Raw genomic sequence first — 25656 nt, 5'->3', positions numbered from 1 at the left:
CTGAACATGCAGATAGTCACGGGCGACGGTCCCATCGGCGAATCAGACGCCGCGCAGTAGGTATCATTTCGCCTGGCTTTAACGAGAGATCACCCTCGTCACCATCTTGGGTCCCACCGCCATGAAGAGCTCTTCCACCGCATGGGTCATGCCTGTAGTCGCCATTTTTACGCTACAGACTGTCTCCGCGTTTCTTTCACGCCTCATCCCGATCGTTGCCACTGCAATGTCCGAAGAGTTCGGATGGAGCGGTAGTTCCATCGGTTACCTGACTGCGAGCAACGCTTTAGGCGGCCTGATGATTCTCGTTGTCGGCTCGTCCATGCTTCGGCAAATTGGAGGAACGCGCAGTCTGCAGCTTGCGCTGGTCTTGGGAACGGCAAGCATGGGACTTTTCTATTACCCGAGCATGGCCGTAGCCCTGGTGGCCTGCTTTGCCATGGGTATGAGCAACGGGGCTGCGAACCCGGCGGGCAGTGAGGTGCTGCAGAGATTCTCGCCGCCGGAGATGCGCAATCTCATGTTCTCGGTCAAGCAGGCGGGAGTTCCTCTGGGCGGAATGATCGCGGGGCTGTGCATTCCCGTAGTGATCGCCCTTATCGGTTGGCGTTTGGCCCTCATTGTCTGTGCGGTGATTGTATTGGTACCAACCGCGCTGACCTGGCGATTGAGCGAGATCTTGGATGTGAGAGGTTCGGCGAAGAGGCGGCGGACATCCATCGTGCCTACGCTGCACTCGTTACGCATGCTCAGCGTGCCGTTGGCGTCGCTAGGAAACAATCCCGGCTTGTTGAAGATGTCGATTGTGGGCAGCCTGTTTGCCGTATCCCAAAGCTGCTGGTTCGCATTCACCGTGGTTTATCTGGTGGACAGGCTGGGCTTTTCCTTGAGCTTGGCGGGTGCGATATTTGCCGTGATGCAGGTAGGCGGGGTCGTCGGCAGAATTGCGTTGGGTTGGCTCTCGGACCGCTTGGGTTCGGCCACGGGAAGCCTGTCGATTGCTGCCCTGTTCTCTGCAGGCACGACAATTCTCTTGGGATTTACCACTGCGCAATGGCCGCTGTGGTCTCTCATGGTTCTAGCCTTTGTCGCTGGCTGTTCCGCGGCAAGTTGGAACGGTGTGCAAATTGCGGAGGTTGCCCGGCGCTCGCCGGCCCACCAAATCGCGGAAACTGCTGCGGGCGCCTCGATATTGGTCAGTTTGGTGAACATCGTGGCGCCGGCTGCTTTCGCGGCGACGGTGGCGATCAGCGGCAGGTACGATATCGCGTTCCTTTGCGCCGGAGCATGCTCGTTGTTGGTGCTGTTTTTCTTGCCTCGGGATAGGCATACTTCCCCGGCGCCTTCTTGAACATCGTGATGAACGCGGTGACGGATTTATACCGCCCCGCGCCAGTCGGCCGGCGAGCGGAGCCAGACTATGGAAGTCATCGAATCATTCGTCCCATTTCTTACCTTGTTCGACTGTCAGCGCGCAGGTGAGCGCAATGCACAAACCAGCTTGATTTTGGCGTCTACAATCTGACGCGATGAGTACAACGCCTACACGTTGCGCTGGTTCGTGTAGTGCTCGGGTAATACACGCACCAATGGATCCATGCAACGCTTTCTGACCACGCTGCTTCTCTCCGCGCTTGCCCTTCTGATGGCGGGCTGCGCGTCGACCAAGACCTACACCGAAAACGTCTCCACTTTGATGGTGTCGTCGGACGGCAAGACGTTTGCGGTGCTGGGCCCGCAGTATCACTATCTGTTCGACATGCCGCCCGCGATGGCGCAGGCGATGAAAGCCGACTTTCGCACCCGCCTGACCGCAGGGATTCCGCGTAACTTTTATGTCGGGGCCGACGGCTTCACGTGGGGCTACGTGCGCTTGCAACTGAAGGACAACGCGACGCCGCGTGATCGGGAGCAGGCGCTGGCCATGCACTTTCAGACCACAAAGGAAGGGATGGTCTATTACACCCACCACCTCAAGGGCAAACGCTATCTTGCCCGGCCGGCGACGCCGGGTGCGGCGCAGGCGGGCGGATCCACGGAGACGGCGCTGGACCAGTCGTATCGCATTACGGTGCAAGATTCGCAAGGTAGCGCGGACATGGCGCGCGCGCTGTCGCCCGTGATCTTCCTGGCGGGCACGGGGTTTGTCGTGGCGAATCCGGGGATCGTGCTGTTCGCTTTGCCGGTGGCGGGATTGGAGCCCTAAGCGGCCTGTCGTTTTGCGCGCGCGACATGTCCCGGAATAGAGCGGCCATTCCCAATTGATTGAGCCATCAACCGTTTTGAACGCCTCACGGTATCCAGGCAGGCACGTGGCATCTTCCACAACACACTAATAGGTATCTATTGGTGCGCTCTACGGTGCAACGGCGGGGAGATCACGCCTGTAACACGATCATGACCTCGCGATCCCTTCCGTCGTCCAGCAAGGGGATTTCACCCGATTTCTGCAGCACTCCATCAAGCGTCACGTACCCCGCGCCATTCTCGGACTGTCCGCGCAGGGCGGTCACGGAGTACACCGTAGCCCCGTGCCGGTAGTGCAGCTTGAAGGCGTTCCAGTCTGCGGGCAGGCAGGGGTGAAAGCTCATGGATGCGCCGCGCCGGCGCATCCCCAGCACCGATTCCAGGATCAGGCGGTACATCAGGCCCGATGAGCCGGTGTACCAGGTCCAGCCGCCACGGCCTCGTTGCCCGGGCGTGGTGTAGATATCGGCGGCCATGACATAAGGCTCCACCTTGTAGACGGCAGCTTTTGCGGGGGAGTCGGAATGGCTGATGGGGTTTAGCATCGTCAGCAGGTCACCGATTTGCGCATCTTCGCCAAGGCCGCAGAATGCCATGGCGGTCCAGATGGCGGCGTGGGTGTACTGGCCGCCGTTCTCGCGCACGCCAGGCACATAGCCTCGGATGTAGCCGGGATTCAGGCCAGAGGAATCAAAAGGCGGATCCAGCAGTCGTATCAGTCCGCGGGCGTTGTCGATGAGCCGGTCGTCCACGGCCTGCATGGCCAGGCGGGCTCGGTCCTCCCGGGCGGCGTCCGACAGCACGGCCCAGCTTTGGGAGATGGCGTCGATCTGGCATTCCGGATTCTCGGCGGACCCCAAGGGGCTGCCGTCGTCGAAATAGGCCCGCCTGTACCACCCGCCGTCCCAGCCGGACGCTTCAAGACACAAGCGGAGCCGCGCGGCTTCCGATTCGCAGTGCGCGGCGAACGCCAGGTCTTCCTGCGCACGGGCCACTGGCGCGAACCGCGTCAGCGTGTCGTAAAGGAAGAAGCCGAGCCAGACGCTTTCGCCGCGCCCGGCTTCTCCGACTTTGTCCATGCCGTCGTTCCAGTCGCAGGAGCCGATCAGCGGCAAGCCATGCGCGCCGCCGGCGCTCAAGGCGTGCGACAAGGCAAGGGCGCAGTGCGCGTACAGGCTTGCGGACTCCCTGGACGCAATGGGGTGGTCGTAGTTGGAAGACTCGCCGGGGTTAAGCAGGCGGCCCTCAATGAAGCCCACTTCTTCAGCCAGCACACCTGTGTCCCCCGTCACCTTCACATAGTGGCAGGTGGCAAACGGCAGCCACAGGTAGTCATCCGAGCAGCGCGTGCGCACGCCGCGGTTCGTGGGCGGATGCCACCAATGCTGCACGTCCCCCTGCACGAACTGCTGGGCCGCGCAGCGCAGCAGGTGATCGCGTGCCAGGGCAGGGCGGGCGAGCACCAGCGCCATGACGTCTTGCAGTTGGTCGCGAAAGCCGTAGGCGCCACCCGACTGGTAGTGGCCGCTGCGCGCCCACAGCCTGCAGGCCAACGTCTGGTAGAGCAGCCAGCCATTGGCCAGCGTATTCACGGCCGCGTCCGGGGTGTCGATTCGCACGACACCCAGCGTGTCCCGCCAATACCGCCTGACCGCCTGGAGTTCGCTTCCGGCCGCGCCCGGCTCGCTGTATTGGCGCACCAGTTGCCTGACTTGTTCGATACCCTGCGCCGACGCGCCGAGGTGAAAGAGGATTCGCACGTCCTGACCGTCCTCCAGCGTGGCGGGGACTTGGATGGCCGCGCAGGGATCGAGTCCCGCGCCCGTCCTGCCCGAGAGCCGGCTGCGGCGCAACGCTTGCGGGTGGCGCAGGGTGCCGTTCCTGCCGATGAACTCCTTGCGGTCGCCGGTCATGGTCCGGCTCGCGCTGCTGGTGTCGAACCACGCGATGTGCCTGGCAAAATCCGTATTGAAACTGTTGCGTGCCAGCAGTGAACCGGTGTCGGGATCGATCTCGGTCGTGACGTGCATGGAGGTCTTTGCGCGCAGGTCGCCAAGCACCCATTCCACGTAGCCGGTTGCCGACAGGCGACGGCGCCGCCCCGACCGGTTGCGCAGCGTCAACGCGTAGAACTTCACCGGTGCATCCTGGGCGACATGGACGCACAGTTCAGATTCGATGCCGTCTTCCCAGTGTTCGAACACTGTGTAGCCAAAGCCGTGGCGCGTGACGTAGGCGGACTCGCCGCCCGCCGGATAGGGCGCAGGGGACCAGCAGTGGCCGCTGATCTCGTCGCGCAGGTAGAAGGCTTCTCCGCAGGCGTCGCTAACCGCGTCGTTGTGCCAGGGAGTGAGGCGGTACTCGTGGGCGTTATCGCTCCAGCTATAGGCCTGTCCGCTTTCGGACACGACCGTGCCGAAGCCGGCATTGGCAATGACGTTCACCCAGGGCGCCGGCGTGCGCTGGCCCCGGCTTGTGGTGATCACGTATTCCTCTCCGTCGGGCGTGAAACCGCCCAGCCCGTTGTGATGTAGTAGCTCGGACTGCTCCTGCGCGGCGGCCGCTTGCGCGGCAGGCGGCAGGGGCGGCGTCGAGATCACCATGGGCGGAGTGCGGATCTCCGGCAGGCCCAGGCGGTTCACCTGGTTCGCCAGCGTACCCAGCGCGTCGCTGAGCGATATGCGCGACACCGCCAGCAGCAGCGTGCGGTCCTCTTCCGATATCTGGTCGCCGGGGCGCACAAAGATACCGCCCGGGCGGTCGATGATGTGCGCCTCCACGCCCGCGGAGATCAGACCCATCATGCGGTCCTGAAGCGCCTGGCGGTAGCTGCCCGTATCCTCGTTCCAGATCACCAGATCCACCGCCACGCCCTTCTGCCGCCAGTAGGCATGCGCCTGGACCAGTTGGCGAACCAGCTCGAAGTTTGCCGGATCCTTGATCCGGAGCAGCACGATGGGCAGGTCGCCCGAGATGGCGTATCCCCACAGACCCGATTGTCCGCGGCGATTCTTCAGCAGCGTCGCCGCCTCCGCGCGCATGGCCGGGTTCTGGTAGACGATGGCGTTGGCAAGCCGCGCATAGAGCTGGGCATCCGCCTCGGTGGCGTTCAATTGGCGCACGAGTACCTGCGCGTGCGTCCACGCCAGTTCCAGGGCCCGGTCGGCCAGGTGGCGATCCCGGTATTTGCTGATCAGGTTCATGCAGGCGCTGCGGCTGTCGCCCACGCCCTGCACCAGATCGATCACCGCGGATTCCTCCGCCTCCAGGGTGATCTCGCAGCGAATCGCGGAGATCGGGTCCAGCACCGACCCCTGGCTGTTCGTCAACGGCGCGTCGCCCTCCAGCGCCTGGGGATCAGCCGCCGAGCGGCCTCGGCCCAGGAAGATGGACCGGTCGGTTTCATAGGACGCCGTACCAGGATTGCCGCCATGGATCGCCAGAAGCTGGAACATTCTTGGCGGATTGTCCGCCGGGCTGCGGCCCCGGCGCGAGCACAGGATGGCGCGTTCGGACGGAACGATCTCGGTCTGCACAAAGAGATTGCTGAACGCCGGATGCAGTTCGTCCGCCATGGGCGGCGCGATGACGATCTCGGCATAGCAGGTGATTTCTATGGTCCGCCGTTCGCGGCTCCGGTTCGTCAGGTGGCAGCGCCGCAGCTCGATATCGTCTTCCGGCGACACGACGATTTCGGTGTGCGTGTCGATCTGATGGTCGGTGCGGCGGAATTCTGCCCGTCCCTCGGAGAAGATGACTTCGTAGTGGTTCGGCCGCGTCAGGGTAGGCTGGTGCGACGTGGACCAAATGGCGCCGCTGTCCTTGTCCTTTAGGTAGCAGAACGTGCCCCAGTTGTCGCAGGTACCGTCTTCGCGCCAGCGGGTCACGGCCAGGTCTCTCCAACGGCTCGAGCCCGCGCCGCTGTTGGTGACCATGACGTGATAGCGTCCGTTGGACAGGAGCTGCACCTCGGGAATGGCGGTGTCGGCGGTATCCAACACGCGCACCGATGCCTCTGGCAGTCCCGACGCGGTGCTGCGGATGACCGATAGTTCCACGGCCTTGGTGTGGGCCGCCGCCGCGCGAGGGATCCGCTCCTGCAGCAGGAGCAGAGTGGCCTGGAAGGACGGATCGGCTTCAAAGCGCGCTTGCATCGTGCGTCCCAGCAGCACGCTCGCGATCGATAGGAACCCCATTCCCTGGTGGTGCGCCATGTAGGCATAAATGATGGCGCCGGTCTTGCCCGGCGGCAGGCGGCGAGGCGTGTAGTCGATGGCCTCGTAGAACCCGTAGCGACCCAGCAGGTTCTCCTTGGCCAGGCGCTGCAGGTTCCTGCACGCCTCGTCGGGTGACACCATCAGCGCCAGAATGGATGCGTACGGAGCCACCACCACGTCATCCGCAAGCCCCCGCTTCAGACCGAGGCCCGGCACGCCGAACGCCCGATACTGGTAATTCATGCCGATGTCGAACAGGTTGTACGCGCTTTCGGACATGCCCCAGGGAATGCCGAGCTTGTCGCCGTACTCGATCTGGGCGCGAACGGCCGACTTGCAGGTCTGCTCCAGCAGAGTATGCGCGTAGGACGGCATGACGAGCCGCGGCATCAGGTATTCGAACATCGAGCCGCTCCACGACAACAGCACGGTGCCGCCCGCGGCGCTGCTGAGCTGCCTGCCCAGGGCAAACCACGTTTCCTGCGGGAGCTGGCCTTGCGCGATTGCCACGAAGCTGCAAAGGCGGGCCTCGGAGGCCAGCAGGTCGTACAGGCCCTCGTCGCGCCTGCGCTCGGTCAGGTTGTAGCCGATGGCCAGCAGGCGGCTGCCCTTGTCGTACAGGAACCCGTAATCGGCCACCGCCATCTCGGCCAGCGTGTCGGCCAGCAGGGCAATCAAGGCGAGGCGTTCGCGGGCCCGCTCGCTCGCCACGACCACGGAAAGCTCGGTCTCCAGCAGCCATGCCCGCTCGTCGGAGGAAGTCTCCGGCAGCGACAGCCGCGCGCGCAAGGCGGGCAGCAATCCCGTGGCCTGACCCGCGACCTGCTGCAAGGTCGGCACGGCGTTCAATTCGGGCATGTCTCCCCATCCGACGCCGGCGGGCGAGGCTCGCCAGGGTGCAAGCAGAGCCAGCTCATCGCGCGCGGCCTCGCATTGGCGCAACAACGCCTCGCCGTGCCACAGCGCCTGCGCGAATTCCGGCGCCGCGTAGCGTGCGGTCAGGCCGGCGGCCAGTTGGCATAGCCGGTCGAGATGTTGCCTGGCTTGCCCCAATGTCGCGGGACCTGCCAGGGTGGCGGACGCCAGTGCGTCGGCCAGCGCCTCCAATTCGGGCGAATCGTCGGTCGGGACGGCTTCCCGCAAGACCGCGAATGCGTCGGCGCAACCCTCGAATGTTCGGGGATGCAGGATGGACGCATGCGCCAGTTCCAGCAGGCCGGGGCGCAAGGTGAGCAGGTGGCCGGCAAGGTTGCCGCTGTCCACTGTCGAAATGTAGAGCGGGGCGAGCGGCTTCAGCGTGACAGTGTCGTACCAGTTGTAGAAGTGGCCCAGATAGCGCTCTAGCGTCGCCATGGTGCCCAGCGACGCCTGCGTCTTTTCCAGCAGACGGCCCGCCTGCAGGTAACCGAAGTCGTAAGCGGCCAGGTTGGCCAGCAGCGCCAGCCCCAGGTTGGTGGGCGAGGTGCGGTGGGCGATGGCCGGGGACGGCTGGTCCTGGATGTTGTCGGGTATCAGCCAGTTGTCTTCCGCGCCGCCGTGGCCGTCGAAGAATGACCAGGTCTTGCGCGCCAGCATTCTCAGGAACTGGTTTTGGTCGAGAGACAAGTCGATCCGGGCAAGCACCGGCGGGCGGCTCAAGCGCCACGCGATGGCAGGCATCGCCACCCATAGTGCCAGCACCGGCAAGGAAGCCACCCAGGCCGATGGGTTCAGCAGCATCACACCTGCGCCGATGGCGGCGGCGAGCACGGGCGAGCCCCAGACGGAAAGCAGGAACGGACCGGAACGCGTCCCGCTGTCCTGGTTGGTGATGCTTGACGCCTTCCATTCCAGCAACCGCCGGCGCGAAATCAGCCGGTACAGCGTCCTGATGACCGCGTCCAGGCTGTACAAGGCTTCGTGAGCCAGACTGGTCAAGGAAAACGCCGCCCGCGTGAATTGCTGCAGCGTGGGCGCCAACCAGCCGACCAGATGCCGTGACAGCTCGACGTCTTCTTCTTTCCTTACCCCGCTCAAGGCGGAGGCGAACAGGGCGGGCAGGAACAGGATAATCACGCAGGCGACGGTCCACAGGTACGGGGTCGGCAACAGCATCCAGCCCAGCGCCAGCAAAAGCACAAGACTGGCCGGGACCAAGCTGCGGCGCAGATTGTCCAGGATCTTCGCGCGCGCCAGCGCAGGCAGGGGCGGTCCGCGTTCCGCGCCCGGGGCTGCGGGCGCGCGGCCGAACAGCCAGCCCAGCAACTGCCAGTCTCCCCGTATCCAACGGTGCCGGCGGCTGACGTCCGCGACGTAGCGGGCGGGCTGCCCTTCGAATAGCTGGACGTCGCTTAGCAGGCCCGAGCGTGCATAGCAGCCTTCCAGCAGGTCGTGGCTCAGGATCCGGTTGTCCGGGAAGCAGTCCTTCAATGCCGCATCGAAGGCGTCCACGTCGTAGATGCCCTTGCCGATGAAGGACCCCTCTTTGAAGATGTCCTGGTAAACGTCCGAGACTGTGTTGGTATAGGGATCGATGCCCGGATCGCCACCATTGAGGCGTGCATACGGCGACGCCGACAGGTCGTTCAGGCTTACCGTCACCCGGGGCTGCAGGATGCCGTAGCCGCGCGTTACCCGACGCGTCGCTGGGTCGAACTGCGCCTGATTGAGCGGATGGGCCATCGCGCCAACCAGCTTCCAGGCGGTTTCCCGAGGCAAGTCGGTGTCGGTGTCCAGCGTGATGACGTACCTGGTGCCGGCGAGCGCCGCCAAGTCGCCCACCACGCAGGAAAATGCGTCAGCGCCCTGGCCGCGAAGCAGGCCGTTCAGATCGGCCAGCTTTCCTCTTTTTCTTTCGTAGGCCATCCAGATCCGTTCCTGTTCGTTCCAGCGGCGGGGGCGGTGGCAGAGGTAGAACGGGCTGCGTCCGAGCGTCCGATATTTCTTGTTCAGGGCCTGGACCTGCGCCTTGGCGCGCTCCAGCAGCAGGGCGTCCGACGGCAGATGCTCCGACGCGGCATCCGCGAAATCCGTCAGCAGGCAGAAGCTCAGGTTGTCCCCGGGATTCGCCAGGAAGCGGATCTCCAGCGCTTCGGCGAGCGTATCCGCGTCATCCAGGTCGATCAGCATCGTGGGGACGGCGACCAGGCAGCGGGCATCGTCGGGGATTCGCTTGGCGTAATCCATGCGCGGCAGGCGCTGGGGGCGCACCAGCCATGTCAAGGACCAGTTGACGATCGCCACGGCGAGATGGCTGGCGGCCAGCACGGACAGCAAGGCGAAGCACGCCATGGCCCAGGGGCCAGCTCCCGCCCCATGGGCCATCGTCAGCAGCAGCGCGCTGACCGCGCCCGTCAGGAGGATGATGGCGCCCGCATACAGGCGCAGCGCGGCGCGGGGGGAGATGCGGGCCAGCCTTTCCGCCATGCTGGATCTAACCTTGGCCTGTTTTGCCAGCTCGTCCTGGCCCTGGTCGATCAGGTAGAAGCCCACGTGCCCGCGACGCGGATCGACGCCAGGGGTCGGATCGGCCGCCGCTGCGGCGGCCAGGTCGATCGCCATGGCGGCGATCTCGGTTTCGGCATGGTCAGAATTGCGCGCCATCCGCTCCACTCGATGGCGGTAGTGGTCTCGGGTGGGAAAGTCCATGCTCCGGTAGACGTTGGCGGGATCCTGGCTCAGGGTCCGGTCCACGATGCTGACGGCTTCCACGAAGTCGTTCCAGTTCGTCTTCGACAAAGTGCGCAGGCTGCCGATGCTGTTGCTGATCGACACCTGGTCGGCGGCCTGCTGCTGATTCTCGGCGAGGACCATTTGTTCAATGGTCAGGTTTGACTGGGCAAGCCGCTGTTCGAACCACGTCAGGGGCAGCGCCAGCGCCGGGCCGTGCCCTTGGAGCCGTCTGACCAGTTCCGCGACGAACGAACCGTCTATGGGGGGATTCGATCGCGCCATGTTCGCGATGACAAGTATCAGACCGGTGGGATCCTCCTCGGCAGATTTGCGCATGGTGTCGGCCCACGTGTCCGCCAGCCCGCGGTTCATGTTCGCGTACGCTAGGCGGATGGCGACGCGGCGCAGGTTCTCGATCAGGGCCAGGCGAATCATGATGGGAACCGCCCACAATTCCCCCAGTTGCAGCGGCGCAATTGATTGATAGGCGGCCACGAACGCCTGGATGCCCGTGGCATCGATCCGCGCGTCGCTATGGGAAATCATCTCCAACGCAATGTCGTACACCCGCGGCAGCCCTTTGGAGGGGCCCGCGTCCAGTTTTGGCAGACTGCGGCTGTAGCCCTTGGGCAAGTGCCGCTTGGCCAGCCGGATCTGCTCTTCGATCAGGTAGAAATTGTCCAGCAGCCATTCGTCGGCCGGCGTGATCCGGCGGTTCTGCCGCATGGACTCCATCAGCAGCGCGCAGGCCTGGGCCAGCAACTTCTGGTTTTCAGTCAACCGCGGCAGCAAAGTGTCCGGCGGTCGCGATGTACCCACCAGATGCGCGCCGGCCAAGGCCTGGCCGTGCTGCTCCATCTGCAGGGCGCTGAACAACTCCGCGCGCAACGGCGGCTCGCTTTCGGCGGAGTGCGGCGTGGCCTTGCTTCGGGTAAACAGGTCTATCCACTCGGGCGCGGCTTCGAGCGAGGGCCAATCAATGGGTTTCATGGCCATAGATTGACCAAGCACGACCGCAGGCTCTGTACGCTACCGCACGGACTCCCTTCACAGCCTGTGGCATAAGCGACCCGAGCCCCGCATTCTTGTGGGGCCGGTCGTGCGGCTTGGAGGAACAGCGCAATGGTCAGACGAGCAACGGGCGGCCCGAGCGACGTGTCGCTCTCCCACACTTGGCAGACGCTGGCCGAGCACTTGGACGAAGTGCGCCCGCGGCACCTTCGAGACCTGTTCCAGCTTGACCCGGAGCGCGGGCAGCGCTTCAGCGAGGAAGCCGCCGGCTGGTACCTGGATTACTCCAAGAACCGGATCACCCGCAGGACGCTCGAGCTGTTGTTGCGCCTGGCCTGCGCGAGCCGTCTGCCGGCGAAGATAGACGCCATGTTCAACGGCGATCCGGTCAATTCCAGCGAAGGCCGCGCGGCATTGCACGTCGCATTGCGCATGCCGGCCGATGCCAGCGTGCGGGTGGATGGCAGGGATGTGGTGCCTGACGTTCAGCGCGTATTGCGCCGCATGGAAAATTTCGCCGGCAAGGTGCGCAGCGGCACCTGGTTCGGCGGGACCGGCAAAAATATCAGAAATATCGTGAACCTGGGCATAGGCGGCTCCGCGATCGGCGTAGGAATGGCCTGCGCGGCCCTACAGCACTACGGACGGCGGGACATGCAGTTCCGTTTCGTGTCCAACATGGACGGCGCCGACTTCTTTCTGGCAACACGTGATCTGGACCCCCGCGAAACGCTGTTCATCGTCTGCTCGAAAACGTTCCACACACCCGAAACCTTGCGAAACGCGGCCGCCGCGCGAGCCTGGTGCCTGGAAGACATCCAGGACGAGGGCGCGCTGCGGGCGCATTTCGTGGCGGTAACGGGCAATCGCGACGCCGCCATCGAGGCCGGTTTCGCGCCGGAGCATGTATTCGACGTTTGGGAATGGGTCAACGGCCGCTATTCATTGTGTTCCGCCATGGGCCTGGCGCTGCTGACCGCCATCGGGCCCGCCGCCTTCCGCGAGATGCTGGCCGGCTTCCACGACATGGACACCCATTTCCTGTCCGCGCCGATGAAACAGAATCTTCCCATTCTGCTTGGTTTGATGGGCGTGTGGAACAACAACTTTCTCGGGGCGCGATCCGTTGCGATTCTGCCTTATGCCCATGATCTGAGACGTTTCCCCTCCTATGTCCAGCAATTGATGATGGAAAGCAACGGCAAGTCCGTAACCCAAGACGGAGCCCCGGTCGGCAGCATAACCAGTCCGGTCTACTGGGGGGCCTGCGGGACCAATGGCCAGCATTCGTTCCATCAGTTGTTGCATCAGGGCACCCAGATCGTGCCCTGCGACTTCATCGGATTCCTTTCGCCGCTGCCGTCATCGGCGGGCGGCCATGAAGAACTGCTGGCGAACATGTACGCCCAGGCCCAGGCCCTGGCCTTCGGACGCCCTCTGGACGAGGGGGGCGGCCCTGGCGACGCGCAGGCTCGAGGGAAGCACCGGCAGGTGCAGGGGAACCGCCCCAGCAATACGCTCCTGGCCGCGAAGCTCACGCCCCGGACATTGGGCGCGCTTGTCGCGCTCTATGAGCACAGCGCGTTCACTCAGGGCGTAATCTGGGACATCGACTCCTTCGATCAATGGGGCGTGGAGCTAGGCAAGACGCTAGCCGCGCATATCGCGCAAGCGCTTGGGGCCGGGCAGGCCCACGCACAGGGGCTGGACAGCTCCACGCGCGCGTTGGTGCAGAAATACCTGGATGCCAAGGCCGCCGGCGCTATGTGCGCCAGCGAACGGACTTGAGTCTGGGCTTCCCATAGCGTGACAGGGTCAGCGCAGGGATGGATTCCTGACCTGGCCGCGCCGGGCCGCGTAGCGGGGCCAGCGACCAATAGTGCGCTACTCTGGGCAGGACTCCGTTCGCCACCGCACATAGCGCGTGGCGATTGCCCCTGCCGAGTGGGCAAAGTGTGCCGGAGGATTTTCGGATTGCGGCCCCGGATAGGGCCGTTGCAACTGGGCTTGTTGGAGGGACTCTTCATGCCTGATTCACGCGATCCCCCCCAGAATCAACTATTGGCGGCGTTGCCCCTGCAGGAGATGGAACGATTGTTTCCGCTTCTGGAACGCGTCTCCCTGCCGTTGGGAAAAGCCTTGTACGAACCGGGCGGCCGAATGCGGCATGTCTGCTTCCCGATCGACTGCATTGTCTCGCTGCTGTGCGTCATGGAAGATGGCGCCTCCACCGAAATTGCCGTGGTCGGCAATGAAGGCATCGTTGGCATTTCCTTGTTCATGGGCGGAGAAACCACGCCCAGCCGCGCGATAGTCCAAAGCGCGGGGTCCGCCTATCAGTTGAAGGGTCAGGCGCTGAAAGACGAGTTCGACCGAGGTGGGGCCATGCAGCACCTGCTGCTTCGATACACCCAGGCGCTGCTCACGCAAATGGCCCAGACAGCGGTGTGCAACCGACATCATTCGCTGGACCAGCAGCTTTGCCGCTGGCTGCTGCTCAGCCTGGACCGACTGCAATCCGACGAACTCGCCATGACGCAGGAACTGATCGCCAACATGCTGGGTGTGCGGCGCGAAGGCGTCACCGAGGCGGCCGGCCACCTGCAGGAGGCCGGTCTGATCCGGTATCGCCGCGGCCATATCACCGTGTTGGATCGCGCAGCGCTGGAGGCGCGTGTCTGCGAATGCTATATGGTCGTGCGGCAGGAGTATCAGCGCCTGCTGAGTCAAACTGGCGGCGCGGTCCGCGCCTGAGATGGAACCAGGAGCAGAACTTGCCGCGCCCCGCGATCGCCGATGTTCCCAACCGCCTGCTCGCCGCGTTGCCCAGCCGGGAGCGGCCCCGTTTGCTGGATCGCTTCGAGTCCGTTGACCTGGACTTCGGGCAATGCCTGCTTCAGCCCGGCGACCGCATCAACGACGTCTACTTTCCGCGCGGGAGCTATATCTCCCTGATTCTGCCGCAGAAGCACGGAGCTTCCCTGGAGGTGGGCCTGGTCGGCAATGAAGGAATGTGGAGCGTCGACGTTTCATTGGGCGCCGATACCTCGCAATTGCGCGCCGTCGTGCAGGGCGCCGGGTCCGCCTTGCGCATGAAAGCGAATCTGTTCCGGCAGGAGTTGGACGCCAGCGCAGCGCTGCGCGGCCTGATCGGCCGCTATACCGTGGTAATCCTGCAGCAGCTCGCCCAGACCGCGGTCTGCATGCATTCCCATGTCCTCGAGGGCAGGCTTGCGCGCTGGTTGCTGATGACGCAAGACCGCGCGCATTCGGGCAGCTTTCACCTCACTCATGAATACCTGGCTTATATGCTGGGTGTGCGGCGGGTCGGCGTAACGGTGGCGGCCTCGGCCCTTCAGCACCGCAAGCTGATCGCGTATCGCCGCGGAAACATCGAGATCCTGAACAGGCCAGGCCTGGAGCAGGTGGCGTGCGATTGCTACGCCGCGGACCAGCTCAGCTACGGCCAACTCAGGAGCGGCCCCAACTGACAACCACCGCAATTGGGGCTTTGGTCTGTGCTTCCTGTATCTGCGCCATGTGCGATGCTTCGGCTGGAACCATAAGCGCGTGTACCGGATCTATCGCGAACTCGAACTGAAATCCGCGTGTTCAAGGTGATCGACGACTTCAACCGCGAGGCACTGGGCATTGAGGTTGACTTCTCGTTGCCGTCCGAGCGCGTGATCCGCACGCTCAAGCAGATCATCGGCTGGCGGGGAAACCCCCTGGCCATTCGGTGCGATAACGGACCCGAATACCTCAGTTGGTTTTCTAGCCATAAAGTGCATCCAGGTTGAACATTTGTTCGAGAAGTTCATCCAGCTTGCCGTTCAGCTCGTGCGGCCAGGATTGAACGTTTGGGGGCGCTGCAGTCTCTACGGATCCTCAGATCAAATCTGGCGCAGGGTAGGTACGGACACAGGACACAACCATAACGCCTTGCGAGAAGGGGCAGACCTGCAGGAGGTCGCACTGTGTCGGTCGAATCGACCGAAGCGGCTGGTGGATAGCGGAATATGTCGCTGACCGGCCGCACCGCACTCAGCCTACAACGGCCGTCGCTTGAAGCACTTGCGATGGTCGTTCTTAGTCTGGAGCCCGCTACGGCGACAGACCGCTTCTGGCCGGAAGCGGCCACTGACCACAGGGCCCCCGGGCCGTCCACACAACGCACGGCTTTCTTCTTTTACAGCTCCCAACCTATAGCAGGAGTGCTCGAAACGCCCGTGTCTCTTCCCCAATGCCCGTACGGGCATGCCCCAAATCTGCCGGCTTGGATTGTCGCGCTAGTTCAATAGCGTTTATTGCAAAGTTCGCCTTTCTTCAGCCTGCAGGCCGTCCATCCGCGAAGAATAAGAGAAGATGGGCGCGAAATAGCCGGTGATGCCCATCAAAGCCGAAACGCGAACTTCAACAAAAAAGGGCGAACTCTATTCCTGCTGCTCAAGGATTTCCCTAATCAAATTCCTCTTGCGGAAAATCAATGCTCTATAGGACACTTTGTGTCATAGCGCCACGACGGCGCACACAAGGGGAATGGCATGAAGGTCTTGAGCTTGGTAGCCGCGCTGGCGATAACCGCAGGTATGTCAGGAGGCGCGCAGGCCGCATATCCTGACCGGCCGATCCGGCTGGTGGTGCCGTTTGGCGCTGGCGGCATCACGGATATCGTCGCCCGGCAGGTGGGCAAGGGAATGGGGGACGTGTTGGGGCAGGGGATCGTGATCGAGAACCGGCCCGGCGCGGGTGGCGTGATCGCGGCGCAGGTGGCGGCCGCGGCGCCGGCCGATGGCTACACGATCTTCATGGGGACGGTGGGCACGCAGGTCGTGAATCCGCTGATCTACGCCAAGCTCAGCTACGACGCGGACAAGTTTTCGCCGGTGGGCATGGTGTCCGGGTCGCCGTATCTACTGGCCGTGCGGGCGGGCGTGCCCGCCGCGTCGTTTGCTGAGTTCGTCAAATACGCCAAGGCCAATCCGGCCAAGCTGAATTTCGGTTCGGCAGGAAACGCCAGTTCGCCGCACCTCGGATTGGAATTGCTGAAGCTGACGGCTGGCGTCGATATCGTCCACGTGCCGTTCAAGAGCGGCAGCGAGGCGGTGAACGCGGCGATCGGCGAGCAGGTGGACGTGGTGATGGACGCCAGTCCGGTCATCATGCCCCATGTGGCGTCGGGCAAATTGCGCGCGTTGGCAGTGGCGTCCGACAAGCGGCTGCCGTCTGCTCCGGCCGTGCCCGCCAGCACCGAGGCGGGCGATGCGGGCCTGCAAATCAGTTCGTGGAACGCGTTCTTTGCGCCGGCGGGCACGCCGCCCGAGGTCATGGCCGCACTGAACGCGGCGTTGCAGAAAACACTCGCGTCGCCAGAGCTGAAGGAAAAGCTGGCGGCACAGGGTACGCAGCTTTATACGGGCACGCCCGACGAGTACCAGCGCTTCATCGGCGGCGAAAAGAGCAAGTGGGCCGAGATCGTGAAGCGCGCCAACATCAGAATGGATTAGCAACCGCGCACATGAAATGGAGCCACGCATGAATATTCGGGTAACGCACCCGCTGGCGGGCAAGCCGCTGGAGCTGGCGGATACGCTGCGATCGGGCAATGCCTGGAAGATCCGGCTGGCCTGCGGGCTGATGGGCCTGCCGGTCAAGCGGCAAACGTTCGACATCGTCCAGGGCGACCTGGAAACCGACGCCTTCGCGCGCATCAACCCATGGCGGCAGGTGCCCGCGCTGCTGACGCCAGAGGGACAATGGCTGGCGGAATCGCAGGCCATTCTCTGGTATCTGGGCATGGGCACGCCTTGGCTGCCGGAAGACCGGCTGGCGCAGGCGCAGGTGTCGAGCTGGCTGAGCTTCGAGCAGACCCAGCACATGCACGCCTTCGCGCAGCCGCGCCTGTTGATCCATCTACGCCAAACGGCGAAGGCGGACGACCCGGCGATGGTGGCGTGGCGCGCGGCCGGCATGAAGGCCGCCGCGCTGATGGACGCGCATTTGGCGGGCCGCGACTACTTGGTGGGTACCGCGCCGACCATCGCGGATATCGCGCTGTACCCTTACACGAGCATGGCGGGCGAGGGCGGTTACGACCTGTCCGGCTTTGCGCACATCACTGCCTGGCTGGCGCGCATGCGCAGTCTGCCGGGATTTACGCCGTTGATCGAAACGGCATGACGGAGACATGATGGCCGATACGATGCACCTGGGAAAGGATGAACTGATCGCGCGCGCGCAGGCTGAGATGCAGCGCCAGTTCGAGACCCCACAATGGACGCTGCGCGAGCGGCTGGCGTTGACCTGCCGCATTCTGTTCGACGGCGGGCATGATTCTGGCCTGGCGGGTCAGATCACCGCGCGCGCGCCCGAACCCAACCGATATTTCACGCAGCGCCTGGGCCTGGGCTTCGACGAGATCACGGCAAGCAATCTGCTGCTGGTCGACGAGGACCTGGTGGTGCAGGAAGGCGGCGGCATGCCCAATCCGGCGAACCGCTTCCATTCCTGGATCTACCGCGCGCGTCCCGACGTGAACTGCATCATCCACACGCATCCGCTGCATGTGGCGTCGTTGTCGATGCTGGAGGTCCCGCTGGAGGTCTCGCACATGGACAACTGTCCGCTTTACGGCGACGTGGCCTTCCTGAAGGATTGGCCTGGCGTGCCGGTGGGCAACGAGGAAGGCGTGATCATTTCCAAAGCGCTGGGCGACAAGCGCGCCATCCTGTTGTCGCACCACGGCATGCTGATCGCGGCCGGGTCGGTGGAAGAGGCCTGCGTACTGGCGCTGCAGTTCGAGCGCGCGGCGCGCATGCAGTTGCTGGCGATGGCCGCCGGCAAGATCCAGCCGATTCCGCCCGAACTGGGACACGAGGCGCACGACTGGATCCTGACGCCGAAGCGGTCGCAGGTGGGCTTTTCGTACTACGCGCGCCGGGCGCTGCGGACGCACGCCAATGTGCTGAGCTGACGCGCATGGGGCGGGGGCGCTCGACGGAAGCGCCCGTTTCGGGCATTCTTACCGGTTGTATTTGCGCCTTTCCGCCCCATGATCGACCTGCCGCACCGCCTACGCACCTTGCGCCGCCAGCAAAGCTTGTCCCTGGAACAGCTTGCGCAGCGCACGGGACTGACCAAGAGCTATCTCTCCAAGCTGGAGCGGGGCCTGAGCGAGCCCTCCATCTCGACGGTGCTGCGCCTGGCCGAGGCCTATGGCGTGGGCGTGTCGCAACTGGTCGGCGCCGACGACGCCGCGCAGGACGAGGTGGTAAGCGTGGTGCGCGTGGCTGACCGCGAGGCCCTGCAGCGGCGCGGGCTGGGCAGCGAATATCATTACGAGTCGTTGGCCGGCCGCCGCAAGGTCAAGGCGATGGAGCCGTTCGTGGTGCATCCGCCGCGCGAGTTTCCGGACGCCGCCGCGGTCTTTCCGCACCCGGGCGAGGAATTCCTGCTGGTTCTCAAGGGCGCCATCGAGGTCCACGTGGGCGAACGCCAGTTCCGCCTGGAAACCGGCGACTCCGTTTATTTCGACTCCGAATTGCCGCACCGCATGCGCACCGTCAGCCGCGCCATGGCCGAAGTGCTGGTGGTGGCGGCGCACTGAGCGAGCGGCGTATCGAATTGCTTTTGGAAGACACAGGAACCCCGATGAAAAACGATCAATCGCGGCTCGTCCGCATCGACGCCGGCCCCATGAAGAACCCCGTGCCCGGCAAGCCGCGCCGTCCGCTGTCGGGCGATGCGGCCTTTCGCACCGTGACCGCCTTTGAAGGCAACGCGGGCAAGGCAGAGGCCGGCGTGTGGGAAAGCACGGCTGGCTCCTTCCAGTCCAACACCACGGGCTACATCGAATTTGGCTACATCGTCGAAGGCGCGGCGCGCCTCGTGGACCCGGACGGCACGGTGCATGAACTGACGGTGGGCGAGGCATTCGTCATGCCCGAAGGCTATACGGGCCGCTGGGAAGTGGACCAGTTCGTCAAGAAGATCTATTTCATTACTCGGATGGCCTGAAGCCTTCGGCCCATACCCAGGAGCAATCCTCATGACCGCAACTACCGCTGCCCCCGCCCCAGGCGCAGCGCTGCCCGCCCGCACCGCGCAGGTGGATGTCGTCTCGATTCAATCCCAAGTTGTCTATGGCTATGTCGGCAACAACGCCGCGATGCCGGTGTTCCGCAAGGCGGGACTGCGCGCGATCGCGCTGCCGACCGTCATCCTGAGCAACACGCCGCACTATCCGACGCTGCATGGCGGGGCGGTGCCGCTGGACTGGTTCGAGGGCTTGCTGCAGGGATTGGACGAACGGCGCGTAAGCCAGGTGGCGCGCGCGGTGGTCTGCGGATATCTGGGGCAGCCGGGGCAGGCGAACCTGCTGGCGCAATGGCTGTCGGCCGTGCGGGCATCGCGTCCGGAACTGCGGGTGTTCATCGATCCCGTGATGGGCGACCGCAATGACGGGCTCTACGTGAACGAAGGGCTGGTCGCGCAGTACCGGGATCTGCTGGTGCCGTTGGCCGAGGGCATGACGCCCAATCATTTCGAACTGGAATTGCTGGTCGGGCGGCCGCTGTCGTCGGTGGATGAAGTCGTGGCCGCGGCGCGCGAGCTCATCGCGCGCGGGCCGCAATGGATCGTCGCGACCAGCGCCGCGCCGATGGCCGCCGCGCCCGGCACGCTGCAACTGGTGGCCGTGACGCGCGACGACGCCACCGTGGTGACGCACCCGGAGATCGCGATTCCGCCGTCGGTACACGGCACGGGCGACGTGTTCATGGCGGGCGTCGCGTCGCGGCTGCTGAACGGGAAGGACCTCATCGAGGCGGTGCGCGAAGCGGCGGCCCAGGTCACGGTGACGCTGGAGCGCACCCGTGAACTGGGCTGGGAAGAGCTGGCCGCCGAAGGCTAGCCAAGGGCGGGACGCGTCCCGCCTTACCCGCATCAGTACGTCTTGTACGGCAGGAACTTGCCGCTCATCACGATCTGCACGCGGTCGCCCTTGGGGTCGGCCTCGCGCGACAGGTCCATCTTGAAGTCGATGGCGCTCATGATGCCGTCGCCGAACTCTTCATTGATGAGCGCCTTGAAGGTGGTGCCGTAGACGTTGATCAGTTCATAGAAGCGGTAGATCAGCGGATCGGTCGGAACCGTGGACGGCAGCGAGCCCTTGTAGGGCACGACCTGAAGCTGCACGACGGCGTCCGCCGGCAAATCCAGCACGCGGGCAGCGGCCAGCGCCTGCTCCTCGGTCATGGTCATCTGGCCCAGCAGCGCGGCGGTGGTCCATTCCTTGCTCTGGCCGACGGCTTCGGCGATGGCGCCCCACGAGAGCTTTTTTTCCAGCTTGCGGGTGACGACGAGTTCGGTGACTTCAGCGCGGGACATCATGGTGATTCACTCCTTGTGGATGGCCTTGTCGACCAGGAAGTCGACGAGATGGTTGCGGATGTCGTAATAACGAGGTTCGTGATGCAGGCTTGCGCGCGTGCGGTCGCGCGGCAGGTCCACAGTGACGGATTCGGCGATGCGGGCGTACGGGCCCGCGCTCATGAGCAGGATGCGGTCGGACAGCAGGATGGCTTCGTCCACATCGTGCGTGATCATGAAGACGGTCTGGCGGGTTTCCTGGACGATGGCGCGCAGCTCATCCTGGATGGCGCCGCGCGTCAGCGCGTCAAGCGCGCCAAAGGGTTCGTCCAGCAGCAGCATCTTGGGCTGGATGGCAAAGGCGCGGGCGATGCCGACGCGCTGTTTCATGCCGCCGGACAGTTCGCAGGGCTTCTTGCCGGCCGCGTGGCCCAGCCCGACCATGTCCAGGTAGCGCTGGCTGTGCACGCGCACCTGTTCGCGGCTGTAGGCCGGCCAGCGCGAGCGCACGCCGAATTCCACGTTCTGCAGCGCCGTCAGCCACGGCAGCAGCGCGTGCGCCTGGAACACGACGCCACGCTCCAGCGACGGCCCCGCGATCTGGCGGCCGTCCATGATGACGATGCCTTCATTGCTGTCGTCGATGCCGGCCAGCACGTTCAGGATGGTGGTCTTGCCGCAGCCGGAGTGGCCGATGACGCAGACGAACTGGCCCTTGTCGATCTGGAAGTCGATGTTCTCGAACACGGGCGGCTGCGGACGGCCATCGCGTCCGGGGTAACGCTTGCCCAGCCCTTGGACCTGCAGGAAAGATTGGCTCATGCGCGTTACTCCCGATAGCTCACCAGCCGGGCGGCGCGCGCCAGCAGGTTGTCCAGCAGCATGCCGATCAGTCCAATGAAGACGATGGCGCAGATGATGTTGGAGATGGACAGGTTGTTCCACTCGTTCCAGACGAAGTAGCCGATGCCGGTGCCGCCGATCAGCATCTCGGCCGCCACGATGACCAGCCACGCAATGCCGACCGAGATGCGCATGCCGGTCATGATGGTGGGCGCGGCGGCGGGCAGGATGACCTGCAGCGCCGTGCGCAGGCGCGACACTTCCAGCGTGCGCGCCACGTTCAGCCAGTCCTGCCGCACGGCGCCCACGCCGAACGCGGTGTTCACCAGCATGGGCCATAGCGAGCAGATGAAGATCACGAAGACGGCGGAGGTGTTGGCGTCCTTGATCGTGTAGAGCGCCAGCGGCATCCAGGCCAGCGGCGAGATCGGCTTGAGCACCTGGATGAACGGGTCGAACGCGCGGTACACCGTTCGGGACATGCCGATCAGGAATCCCAGCGGTATCGCCACCAGCGCGGCAAGACCAAAGCCGGTCAGCACGCGCGCCACGGAGTAGCCAAGCTGGATGCCGATGCCCTTGTCGTTCGGCCCGCGGTCATAGAAGGGATCCTTCAGGTGCTGCCACAACTGCGCGCCGACTTCGGCAGGGCCGGGAAACGGCGTCTTGGACCCGCTGGCCGCGGCATTGCCGACCAGCGCGGCGTAGGCCGGGTCCACCGTCGCCTCGCCCGCATCGGAGCGGGTGGCGGCGTGCCACAGCAGCAGGAACGCCAGGAACAGGGCGATGGACAGGAACGTGGCCCGCCAGTGTTGCACGGACCCCATCAGGTCCTCCGGATCTTGAAGCTGGCGAGGTAGGCCTCGGGCTGGCTCGGGTCAAAGGGCTTGCCCATGACGCTGAAGGTCTTGCCGGTTTCCGCGGGCGGGGTCAGCCCGGCCTCGCGCATCAGGCGCACGGCGTCGGTCGCCAGGAAGACGTCGCTGGCGATCTTCTGATAGTCGACGTCGCCCTTGACCTGGCCCCAGCGCTTCATCTGCGTCAGGATCCACACGGCGAACGACTGCCAGGGCATGGGATCGAAGTCGATGCGGTTGGGATCGGTCAGCACCTTGCCCAAGCCGTCGGCGTAGGTGCCGGTCAACACCTGTTCGACCACCGTGACGGGCTGGTTCAGGTAATTCGGCGCGGCGATGGCGGTGGCGATTTCCTTGCGGTTGGCGGGATTGCGGGCGTACGCCGTGGCTTCGATGATGGCTTTCAGCAGGGCCTGGTAGGTGTTGGGCATGGTGGTGACGAACTCCTTGCTGGCGGAGAACGCGCAGCAGGGGTGGCCGTCCCAGATGGCCTTGGACAGGGTATGGATGAAGCCGACGCCGTCGTAGACCGCGCGCTGATTGACAGGATCGGGCGCCAGGAATCCGTCGATGTTGTCGGCACGCAGGTTGGCGACCATTTCGGGCGGCGGCACGGAGCGGATCTGGACGTCGGTGTCAGGATCCAGGCCATGCTCGGCGAGGTAGTAGCGCAACAGGTAGTTGTGCATGGAGTAGTCGAAGGGGACGGCGAACTTGAAGCCTTTCCAGTCCTTCGGGTCGCGCCGGTCCTTGTGTTTCATGGACAGCGTGATGGCCTGGCCGTTGATGTTCTCGACGGCGGGCATGGTCCACGGGACGGCGCGGCTGGCGCCGACTCCCATCGAGATGGCGAGCGGCATGGGCGACAGCATGTGGGCGGCGTCGAATTCGCCGGACATGGCCTTGTCGCGGATGAGCGCCCAGCCGGCGGTCTTGACGACTTCTACGTCCAGGCCCTGCTTGCCATAGAAGCCCATGGGGTGGGCCATGATGATTGGCGTGGCGCAGGTGATGGGGATGAAGCCAACCTTGAGCTTCTGTTTCTCCAGCGGTCCGGCGGTCTGCGCGAAGGCTTCCTTGGCGGCGGCCAGCGGAAAGATCGACGCGATGGCGGCCATGGCGGTGCCGCTGCCGACGGCGCGCAGGAAGCGGCGGCGCAGCGCATCCTGCGGGAACAGGGCGCGCATGACGGCCTGTTCGACGGCGTTGCCGGTGGTGTCGCCATCCACGGCGGCCTGCGCGGCGCGCTCGTGTTCGGCCTGCGAGGCATGGCGGCCGCAGCCGCAGGCAAGGCGGCTGTTGGCGTCGAATGGGTTGCTGAAGAGGGACATGGTGGCTCCTTCGATCGGGAATGGAGCCATCATGGGGCTGCCCGGCGGCAGCCGGTATCGCCGGTTCAACGAAACGCGTGTAGGGGGCTTACTACGTGGTGCGCGCGGTGCGCCGCGGTAGTGCGCAAGCGCTCAGATCGCACCCAACTGGTGCGTGTTGGCGTAGGAGACCAGTTCCACCAGGGTGCGGACGTTGAGCTTTTCGAAGATGCGGCTGCGGTAGGTGGAGATGGTGTTGACGGACAGGGCGAGCTGTTCGCCGATGGCCGAGACGGAGCGGCCGGCGACAAGCAGTTGCAGCACTTGAAACTCGCGGTTGGACAGGAGTTCGTGCGGCGGGCGGGAGCTGTCCTGACGCACCGTGTGGGCGAGCAGTTCGGCGACGGTGGGGGTGACGTACATCTTGCCGGCGGCGGCGTTGGTCAGCGCGGCGAGCAGTTCTTCGGGTTCGCAGCCTTTGTTCAGGTAAGCGTGGGCGCCGGCGCGCAGGGCGCGGACGGCAAACTGGGATTCGGGGTAGACGGACAGCATGACGACGCCGAGTCCGGGGTGGTCGGCGCGTACGCTTTTCAGCACATCCAGGCCGTCGCGTTCGCCCAGGGCAACATCCAGGACGATGGCGTCGTAATGGGCTTGGCGCAGCGCGCGCAGGGCGGCGGGGCCGTCGGCGGCTTCGTGCACGAGGGCGACGCGCGGGTCTTCTTCCAGGATGCGGGCGAGGCCACGGCGGATGATGAGGTGGTCGTCGACGATGAGCAAGTTCAGGGGCATGGCAGAGTTTCCTTCATGCGGCCAGCGGGTTCAGGCGCAGGCGGGCGCGCATGCCGGCGCCGGGGGCGCTGTCGAGCGCAAGGTCGCCGCCGATGGCGCGGGCGCGCTCGCGCATGCCGAGAATGCCGAAGGTGTGGCGGTCTTCGGGCAGTTGCATGCCGACGCCGTCGTCTTCGACAGTGAGAACAAGGCCGTCGGCGCCCCAGGCGGCGCTGACGCTGACGCTGCGGGCGCGGGCGTGCCGCTGCACGTTGGTGAGCAGTTCCTGGACGATGCGGTAGATGGCGATTTCGGCGTTGCGGTCCAGGCGCAGGGTTTCGGTGTCGGGGGGGCAGAGGTAGCGGCATTGGAGGCCGCTGCGGGTTTGCAGGTCTTGCAGCAGGGCTTCCAAGGCGGCCCAAAGGCCCAGGTGATCCAGGACGACGGGGCGCAGGTCGTTGAGGATGCGGCGGGTGGCGCCCATGGCAGTCTGGGTGACGTCGAGCATGCGGTCCAGGTGCGCCTGCAGGGCGGGGGTGGCGCTTAGCTGGCGACGCAGCCAGTTCAAGTCCAACTGCAGGGCGGTGAAGGAGGCGCCGAGGTCGTCGTGGATGTTGCGGGCGATGTGGGCGCGTTCTTCTTCGCGCAGGGTGCTCAGGTGGGAGGACAGGCGGCGCAGGGATTCGTGCGCGGCGCTGAGTTCAGCGGTGCGTTCGCCGACGCGGCGTTCGAGCAGGGCCTGGGTGTTTTGCAGTTCGCGTTCGATGCCTTTGCGGGCGGTGATGTCGGAGAAGGTGACGACGGCGCCTACGACTTCCTGATCATTGCGGATGGGGTACGAGGCGTATTGGGCGTCAAAGCACGAGCCGTCGCGCCGCCAGAGCACTTCGTCGTCGGCGCGTTCGCCGCGGCCGTCGCGGAAGGCTTTGAAGATGCGGCAGTCGTGGACCGGCATCAGGGTGCGGTCGGCGTGGGAATGGTGGATGAGGTAGTGCATGTTGCGGCCGACGAGCTCGTCTGGGGTGTAGCCGAGCATGTCGGCGCCGGCGCTGTTGATGAAGATGCAGCGGCCGCGCAGATCAATGCCGTAGATGCCTTCGCCGGCGGATTCGAGCAGCATTTCCAGCTGACGGCGCCAGGCGGCGTGGTGCGAGAGGTGCTTCAGGTCGGCAAACATGAATGGCCTGGTGCTTGTTGAATCTGCCGGGGGAATTGCCCCGGATCCCCTTGGTGCGCGGATTCTTGGCTGCGCTTTTGCGCGGAGTTTACGGGACAGGATGGGAGTTGCGGGGGGATTGAGGGAAATCCCTTCTTTGAATTTGTCGGCGTGGGGGATGGTTCTTTTGACGACCGGTGTGGGGGGGGTGCGGGTTTTTGAGC

Annotated in this window: 18 protein-coding genes and 1 pseudogene; 12 read left to right on the top strand and 7 right to left on the bottom strand. The window is 64.7% G+C overall.

Annotated elements, in window-relative coordinates; translation table 11 throughout:
- The first annotated feature begins 121 nt into the window (after positions 1 to 121).
- A complete protein-coding gene (locus AC6LJW_RS04160) occupies positions 122 to 1351 on the top strand; it encodes an MFS transporter (RefSeq protein WP_056563913.1) in 1230 nt (409 codons plus the stop codon).
- Between the two features lie 246 nt (positions 1352 to 1597).
- Positions 1598 to 2206: a hypothetical protein gene (locus tag AC6LJW_RS04155; protein WP_286939949.1), complete on the top strand. Its 609-nt coding sequence runs from the start codon at positions 1598 to 1600 to the stop codon at positions 2204 to 2206.
- A 172-nt stretch (positions 2207 to 2378) separates the two neighbouring features.
- On the opposite strand, the gene AC6LJW_RS04150 is transcribed toward AC6LJW_RS04155, so the two are convergent.
- Entirely contained in the window at positions 2379 to 11105 is an 8727-nt protein-coding gene (locus AC6LJW_RS04150) for a glycoside hydrolase family 94 protein (protein WP_498086564.1), read from the bottom strand.
- 132 nt (positions 11106 to 11237) lie between these two features.
- On the opposite strand from AC6LJW_RS04150, the gene pgi reads away from it, so the two are divergent.
- The 10 genes and pseudogenes from pgi to pdxK all read left to right on the top strand — a co-directional run bounded on the left by pgi (position 11238) and on the right by pdxK (position 20037).
- Positions 11238 to 12914, top strand: a complete 1677-nt coding sequence (gene pgi, locus AC6LJW_RS04145) for a glucose-6-phosphate isomerase (RefSeq protein WP_498086563.1) — start codon at positions 11238 to 11240, stop codon at positions 12912 to 12914.
- A gap of 237 nt (positions 12915 to 13151) precedes the next feature.
- A complete protein-coding gene (locus tag AC6LJW_RS04140; protein WP_175125302.1) occupies positions 13152 to 13880 on the top strand; it encodes a Crp/Fnr family transcriptional regulator in 729 nt (242 codons plus the stop codon).
- A 20-nt stretch (positions 13881 to 13900) separates the two neighbouring features.
- Positions 13901 to 14617 (top strand): Crp/Fnr family transcriptional regulator, encoded by a 717-nt coding sequence (locus AC6LJW_RS04135; RefSeq protein WP_498086562.1) that lies wholly within the window; start codon positions 13901 to 13903, stop codon positions 14615 to 14617.
- Positions 14613 to 14893 (top strand): annotated as a pseudogene (locus tag AC6LJW_RS04130) (DDE-type integrase/transposase/recombinase); the annotation flags it as partial. The gene AC6LJW_RS04135 and the pseudogene AC6LJW_RS04130, both read left to right, overlap by 5 nt.
- A 777-nt stretch (positions 14894 to 15670) precedes the next feature.
- On the top strand, positions 15671 to 16633 hold the full coding sequence (locus AC6LJW_RS04125) for a Bug family tripartite tricarboxylate transporter substrate binding protein (protein ID WP_056566818.1): 963 nt from the start codon (positions 15671 to 15673) through the stop codon (positions 16631 to 16633).
- Positions 16634 to 16661: 28 nt separating this feature from the next.
- Positions 16662 to 17306 (top strand): glutathione S-transferase family protein, encoded by a 645-nt coding sequence (locus AC6LJW_RS04120; RefSeq protein WP_056563896.1) that lies wholly within the window; start codon positions 16662 to 16664, stop codon positions 17304 to 17306.
- A 10-nt stretch (positions 17307 to 17316) separates the two neighbouring features.
- Positions 17317 to 18099 carry an aldolase gene (locus AC6LJW_RS04115; protein ID WP_056563893.1) on the top strand — a complete coding sequence of 261 codons (783 nt, stop codon included), beginning with the start codon at positions 17317 to 17319 and terminating at the stop codon, positions 18097 to 18099.
- A 78-nt stretch (positions 18100 to 18177) separates the two neighbouring features.
- Positions 18178 to 18732: a helix-turn-helix domain-containing protein gene (locus tag AC6LJW_RS04110; RefSeq protein WP_056563890.1), complete on the top strand. Its 555-nt coding sequence runs from the start codon at positions 18178 to 18180 to the stop codon at positions 18730 to 18732.
- 44 nt (positions 18733 to 18776) lie between these two features.
- The gene (locus AC6LJW_RS04105) at positions 18777 to 19142 is read left to right on the top strand and encodes a cupin domain-containing protein (protein WP_056563887.1); all 366 of its coding nucleotides are present in this window, start codon (positions 18777 to 18779) and stop codon (positions 19140 to 19142) included.
- 31 nt (positions 19143 to 19173) lie between these two features.
- Positions 19174 to 20037, top strand: coding sequence for a pyridoxine/pyridoxal/pyridoxamine kinase (gene pdxK, locus AC6LJW_RS04100; protein ID WP_056563884.1), 864 nt, complete (start codon positions 19174 to 19176; stop codon positions 20035 to 20037).
- 32 nt (positions 20038 to 20069) lie between these two features.
- Here pdxK and cynS read toward each other — a convergent pair whose 3' ends face one another.
- The 6 genes from cynS to AC6LJW_RS04070 all read right to left on the bottom strand — a co-directional run bounded on the left by cynS (position 20070) and on the right by AC6LJW_RS04070 (position 25453).
- Positions 20070 to 20513: a cyanase gene (gene cynS, locus AC6LJW_RS04095; protein ID WP_056566815.1), complete on the bottom strand. Its 444-nt coding sequence runs from the start codon at positions 20511 to 20513 to the stop codon at positions 20070 to 20072.
- A 9-nt stretch (positions 20514 to 20522) separates the two neighbouring features.
- The gene (locus tag AC6LJW_RS04090; RefSeq protein ID WP_056563881.1) at positions 20523 to 21317 is read right to left on the bottom strand and encodes an ABC transporter ATP-binding protein; all 795 of its coding nucleotides are present in this window, start codon (positions 21315 to 21317) and stop codon (positions 20523 to 20525) included.
- A gap of 5 nt (positions 21318 to 21322) precedes the next feature.
- Positions 21323 to 22165, bottom strand: a complete 843-nt coding sequence (ntrB, locus tag AC6LJW_RS04085; protein ID WP_056563878.1) for a nitrate ABC transporter permease — start codon at positions 22163 to 22165, stop codon at positions 21323 to 21325.
- The gene (locus AC6LJW_RS04080) at positions 22165 to 23526 is read right to left on the bottom strand and encodes a CmpA/NrtA family ABC transporter substrate-binding protein (RefSeq protein ID WP_056563875.1); all 1362 of its coding nucleotides are present in this window, start codon (positions 23524 to 23526) and stop codon (positions 22165 to 22167) included. Before AC6LJW_RS04080 ends, ntrB begins: the two co-directional genes overlap by 1 nt.
- Before the next feature lie 132 nt (positions 23527 to 23658).
- Entirely contained in the window at positions 23659 to 24297 is a 639-nt protein-coding gene (locus AC6LJW_RS04075) for a response regulator (RefSeq protein WP_056563872.1), read from the bottom strand.
- Between the two features lie 13 nt (positions 24298 to 24310).
- Positions 24311 to 25453, bottom strand: a complete 1143-nt coding sequence (locus tag AC6LJW_RS04070; RefSeq protein WP_056563869.1) for a sensor histidine kinase — start codon at positions 25451 to 25453, stop codon at positions 24311 to 24313.
- Positions 25454 to 25656: the final 203 nt, after the last annotated feature.

It is taken from the genome of Achromobacter sp. 1012554356, assembly GCF_059760815.1.
The sequence above is the reverse complement of the archived record's forward strand: the minus strand, read 5'-3'. Positions and strand labels throughout refer to the sequence as shown.

Coding starts and splice junctions, on each gene's coding strand:
- AC6LJW_RS04160 (WP_056563913.1), top strand. CDS start 122: ATGAAGAGCTCTTCCACCGCATGGGTCATGCCTGTAGTCGCCATTTTT.
- AC6LJW_RS04120 (WP_056563896.1), top strand. CDS start 16,662: ATGAATATTCGGGTAACGCACCCGCTGGCGGGCAAGCCGCTGGAGCTG.
- pgi (WP_498086563.1), top strand. CDS start 11,238: ATGGTCAGACGAGCAACGGGCGGCCCGAGCGACGTGTCGCTCTCCCAC.
- AC6LJW_RS04075 (WP_056563872.1), bottom strand. CDS start 24,297: ATGCCCCTGAACTTGCTCATCGTCGACGACCACCTCATCATCCGCCGT.
- ntrB (WP_056563878.1), bottom strand. CDS start 22,165: ATGGGGTCCGTGCAACACTGGCGGGCCACGTTCCTGTCCATCGCCCTG.
- cynS (WP_056566815.1), bottom strand. CDS start 20,513: ATGTCCCGCGCTGAAGTCACCGAACTCGTCGTCACCCGCAAGCTGGAA.
- AC6LJW_RS04110 (WP_056563890.1), top strand. CDS start 18,178: ATGATCGACCTGCCGCACCGCCTACGCACCTTGCGCCGCCAGCAAAGC.
- AC6LJW_RS04080 (WP_056563875.1), bottom strand. CDS start 23,526: ATGTCCCTCTTCAGCAACCCATTCGACGCCAACAGCCGCCTTGCCTGC.
- AC6LJW_RS04155 (WP_286939949.1), top strand. CDS start 1,598: ATGCAACGCTTTCTGACCACGCTGCTTCTCTCCGCGCTTGCCCTTCTG.
- AC6LJW_RS04070 (WP_056563869.1), bottom strand. CDS start 25,453: ATGTTTGCCGACCTGAAGCACCTCTCGCACCACGCCGCCTGGCGCCGT.
- AC6LJW_RS04090 (WP_056563881.1), bottom strand. CDS start 21,317: ATGAGCCAATCTTTCCTGCAGGTCCAAGGGCTGGGCAAGCGTTACCCC.
- AC6LJW_RS04125 (WP_056566818.1), top strand. CDS start 15,671: ATGAAGGTCTTGAGCTTGGTAGCCGCGCTGGCGATAACCGCAGGTATG.
- AC6LJW_RS04150 (WP_498086564.1), bottom strand. CDS start 11,105: ATGAAACCCATTGATTGGCCCTCGCTCGAAGCCGCGCCCGAGTGGATA.
- AC6LJW_RS04140 (WP_175125302.1), top strand. CDS start 13,152: ATGCCTGATTCACGCGATCCCCCCCAGAATCAACTATTGGCGGCGTTG.
- AC6LJW_RS04115 (WP_056563893.1), top strand. CDS start 17,317: ATGGCCGATACGATGCACCTGGGAAAGGATGAACTGATCGCGCGCGCG.
- pdxK (WP_056563884.1), top strand. CDS start 19,174: ATGACCGCAACTACCGCTGCCCCCGCCCCAGGCGCAGCGCTGCCCGCC.
- AC6LJW_RS04105 (WP_056563887.1), top strand. CDS start 18,777: ATGAAAAACGATCAATCGCGGCTCGTCCGCATCGACGCCGGCCCCATG.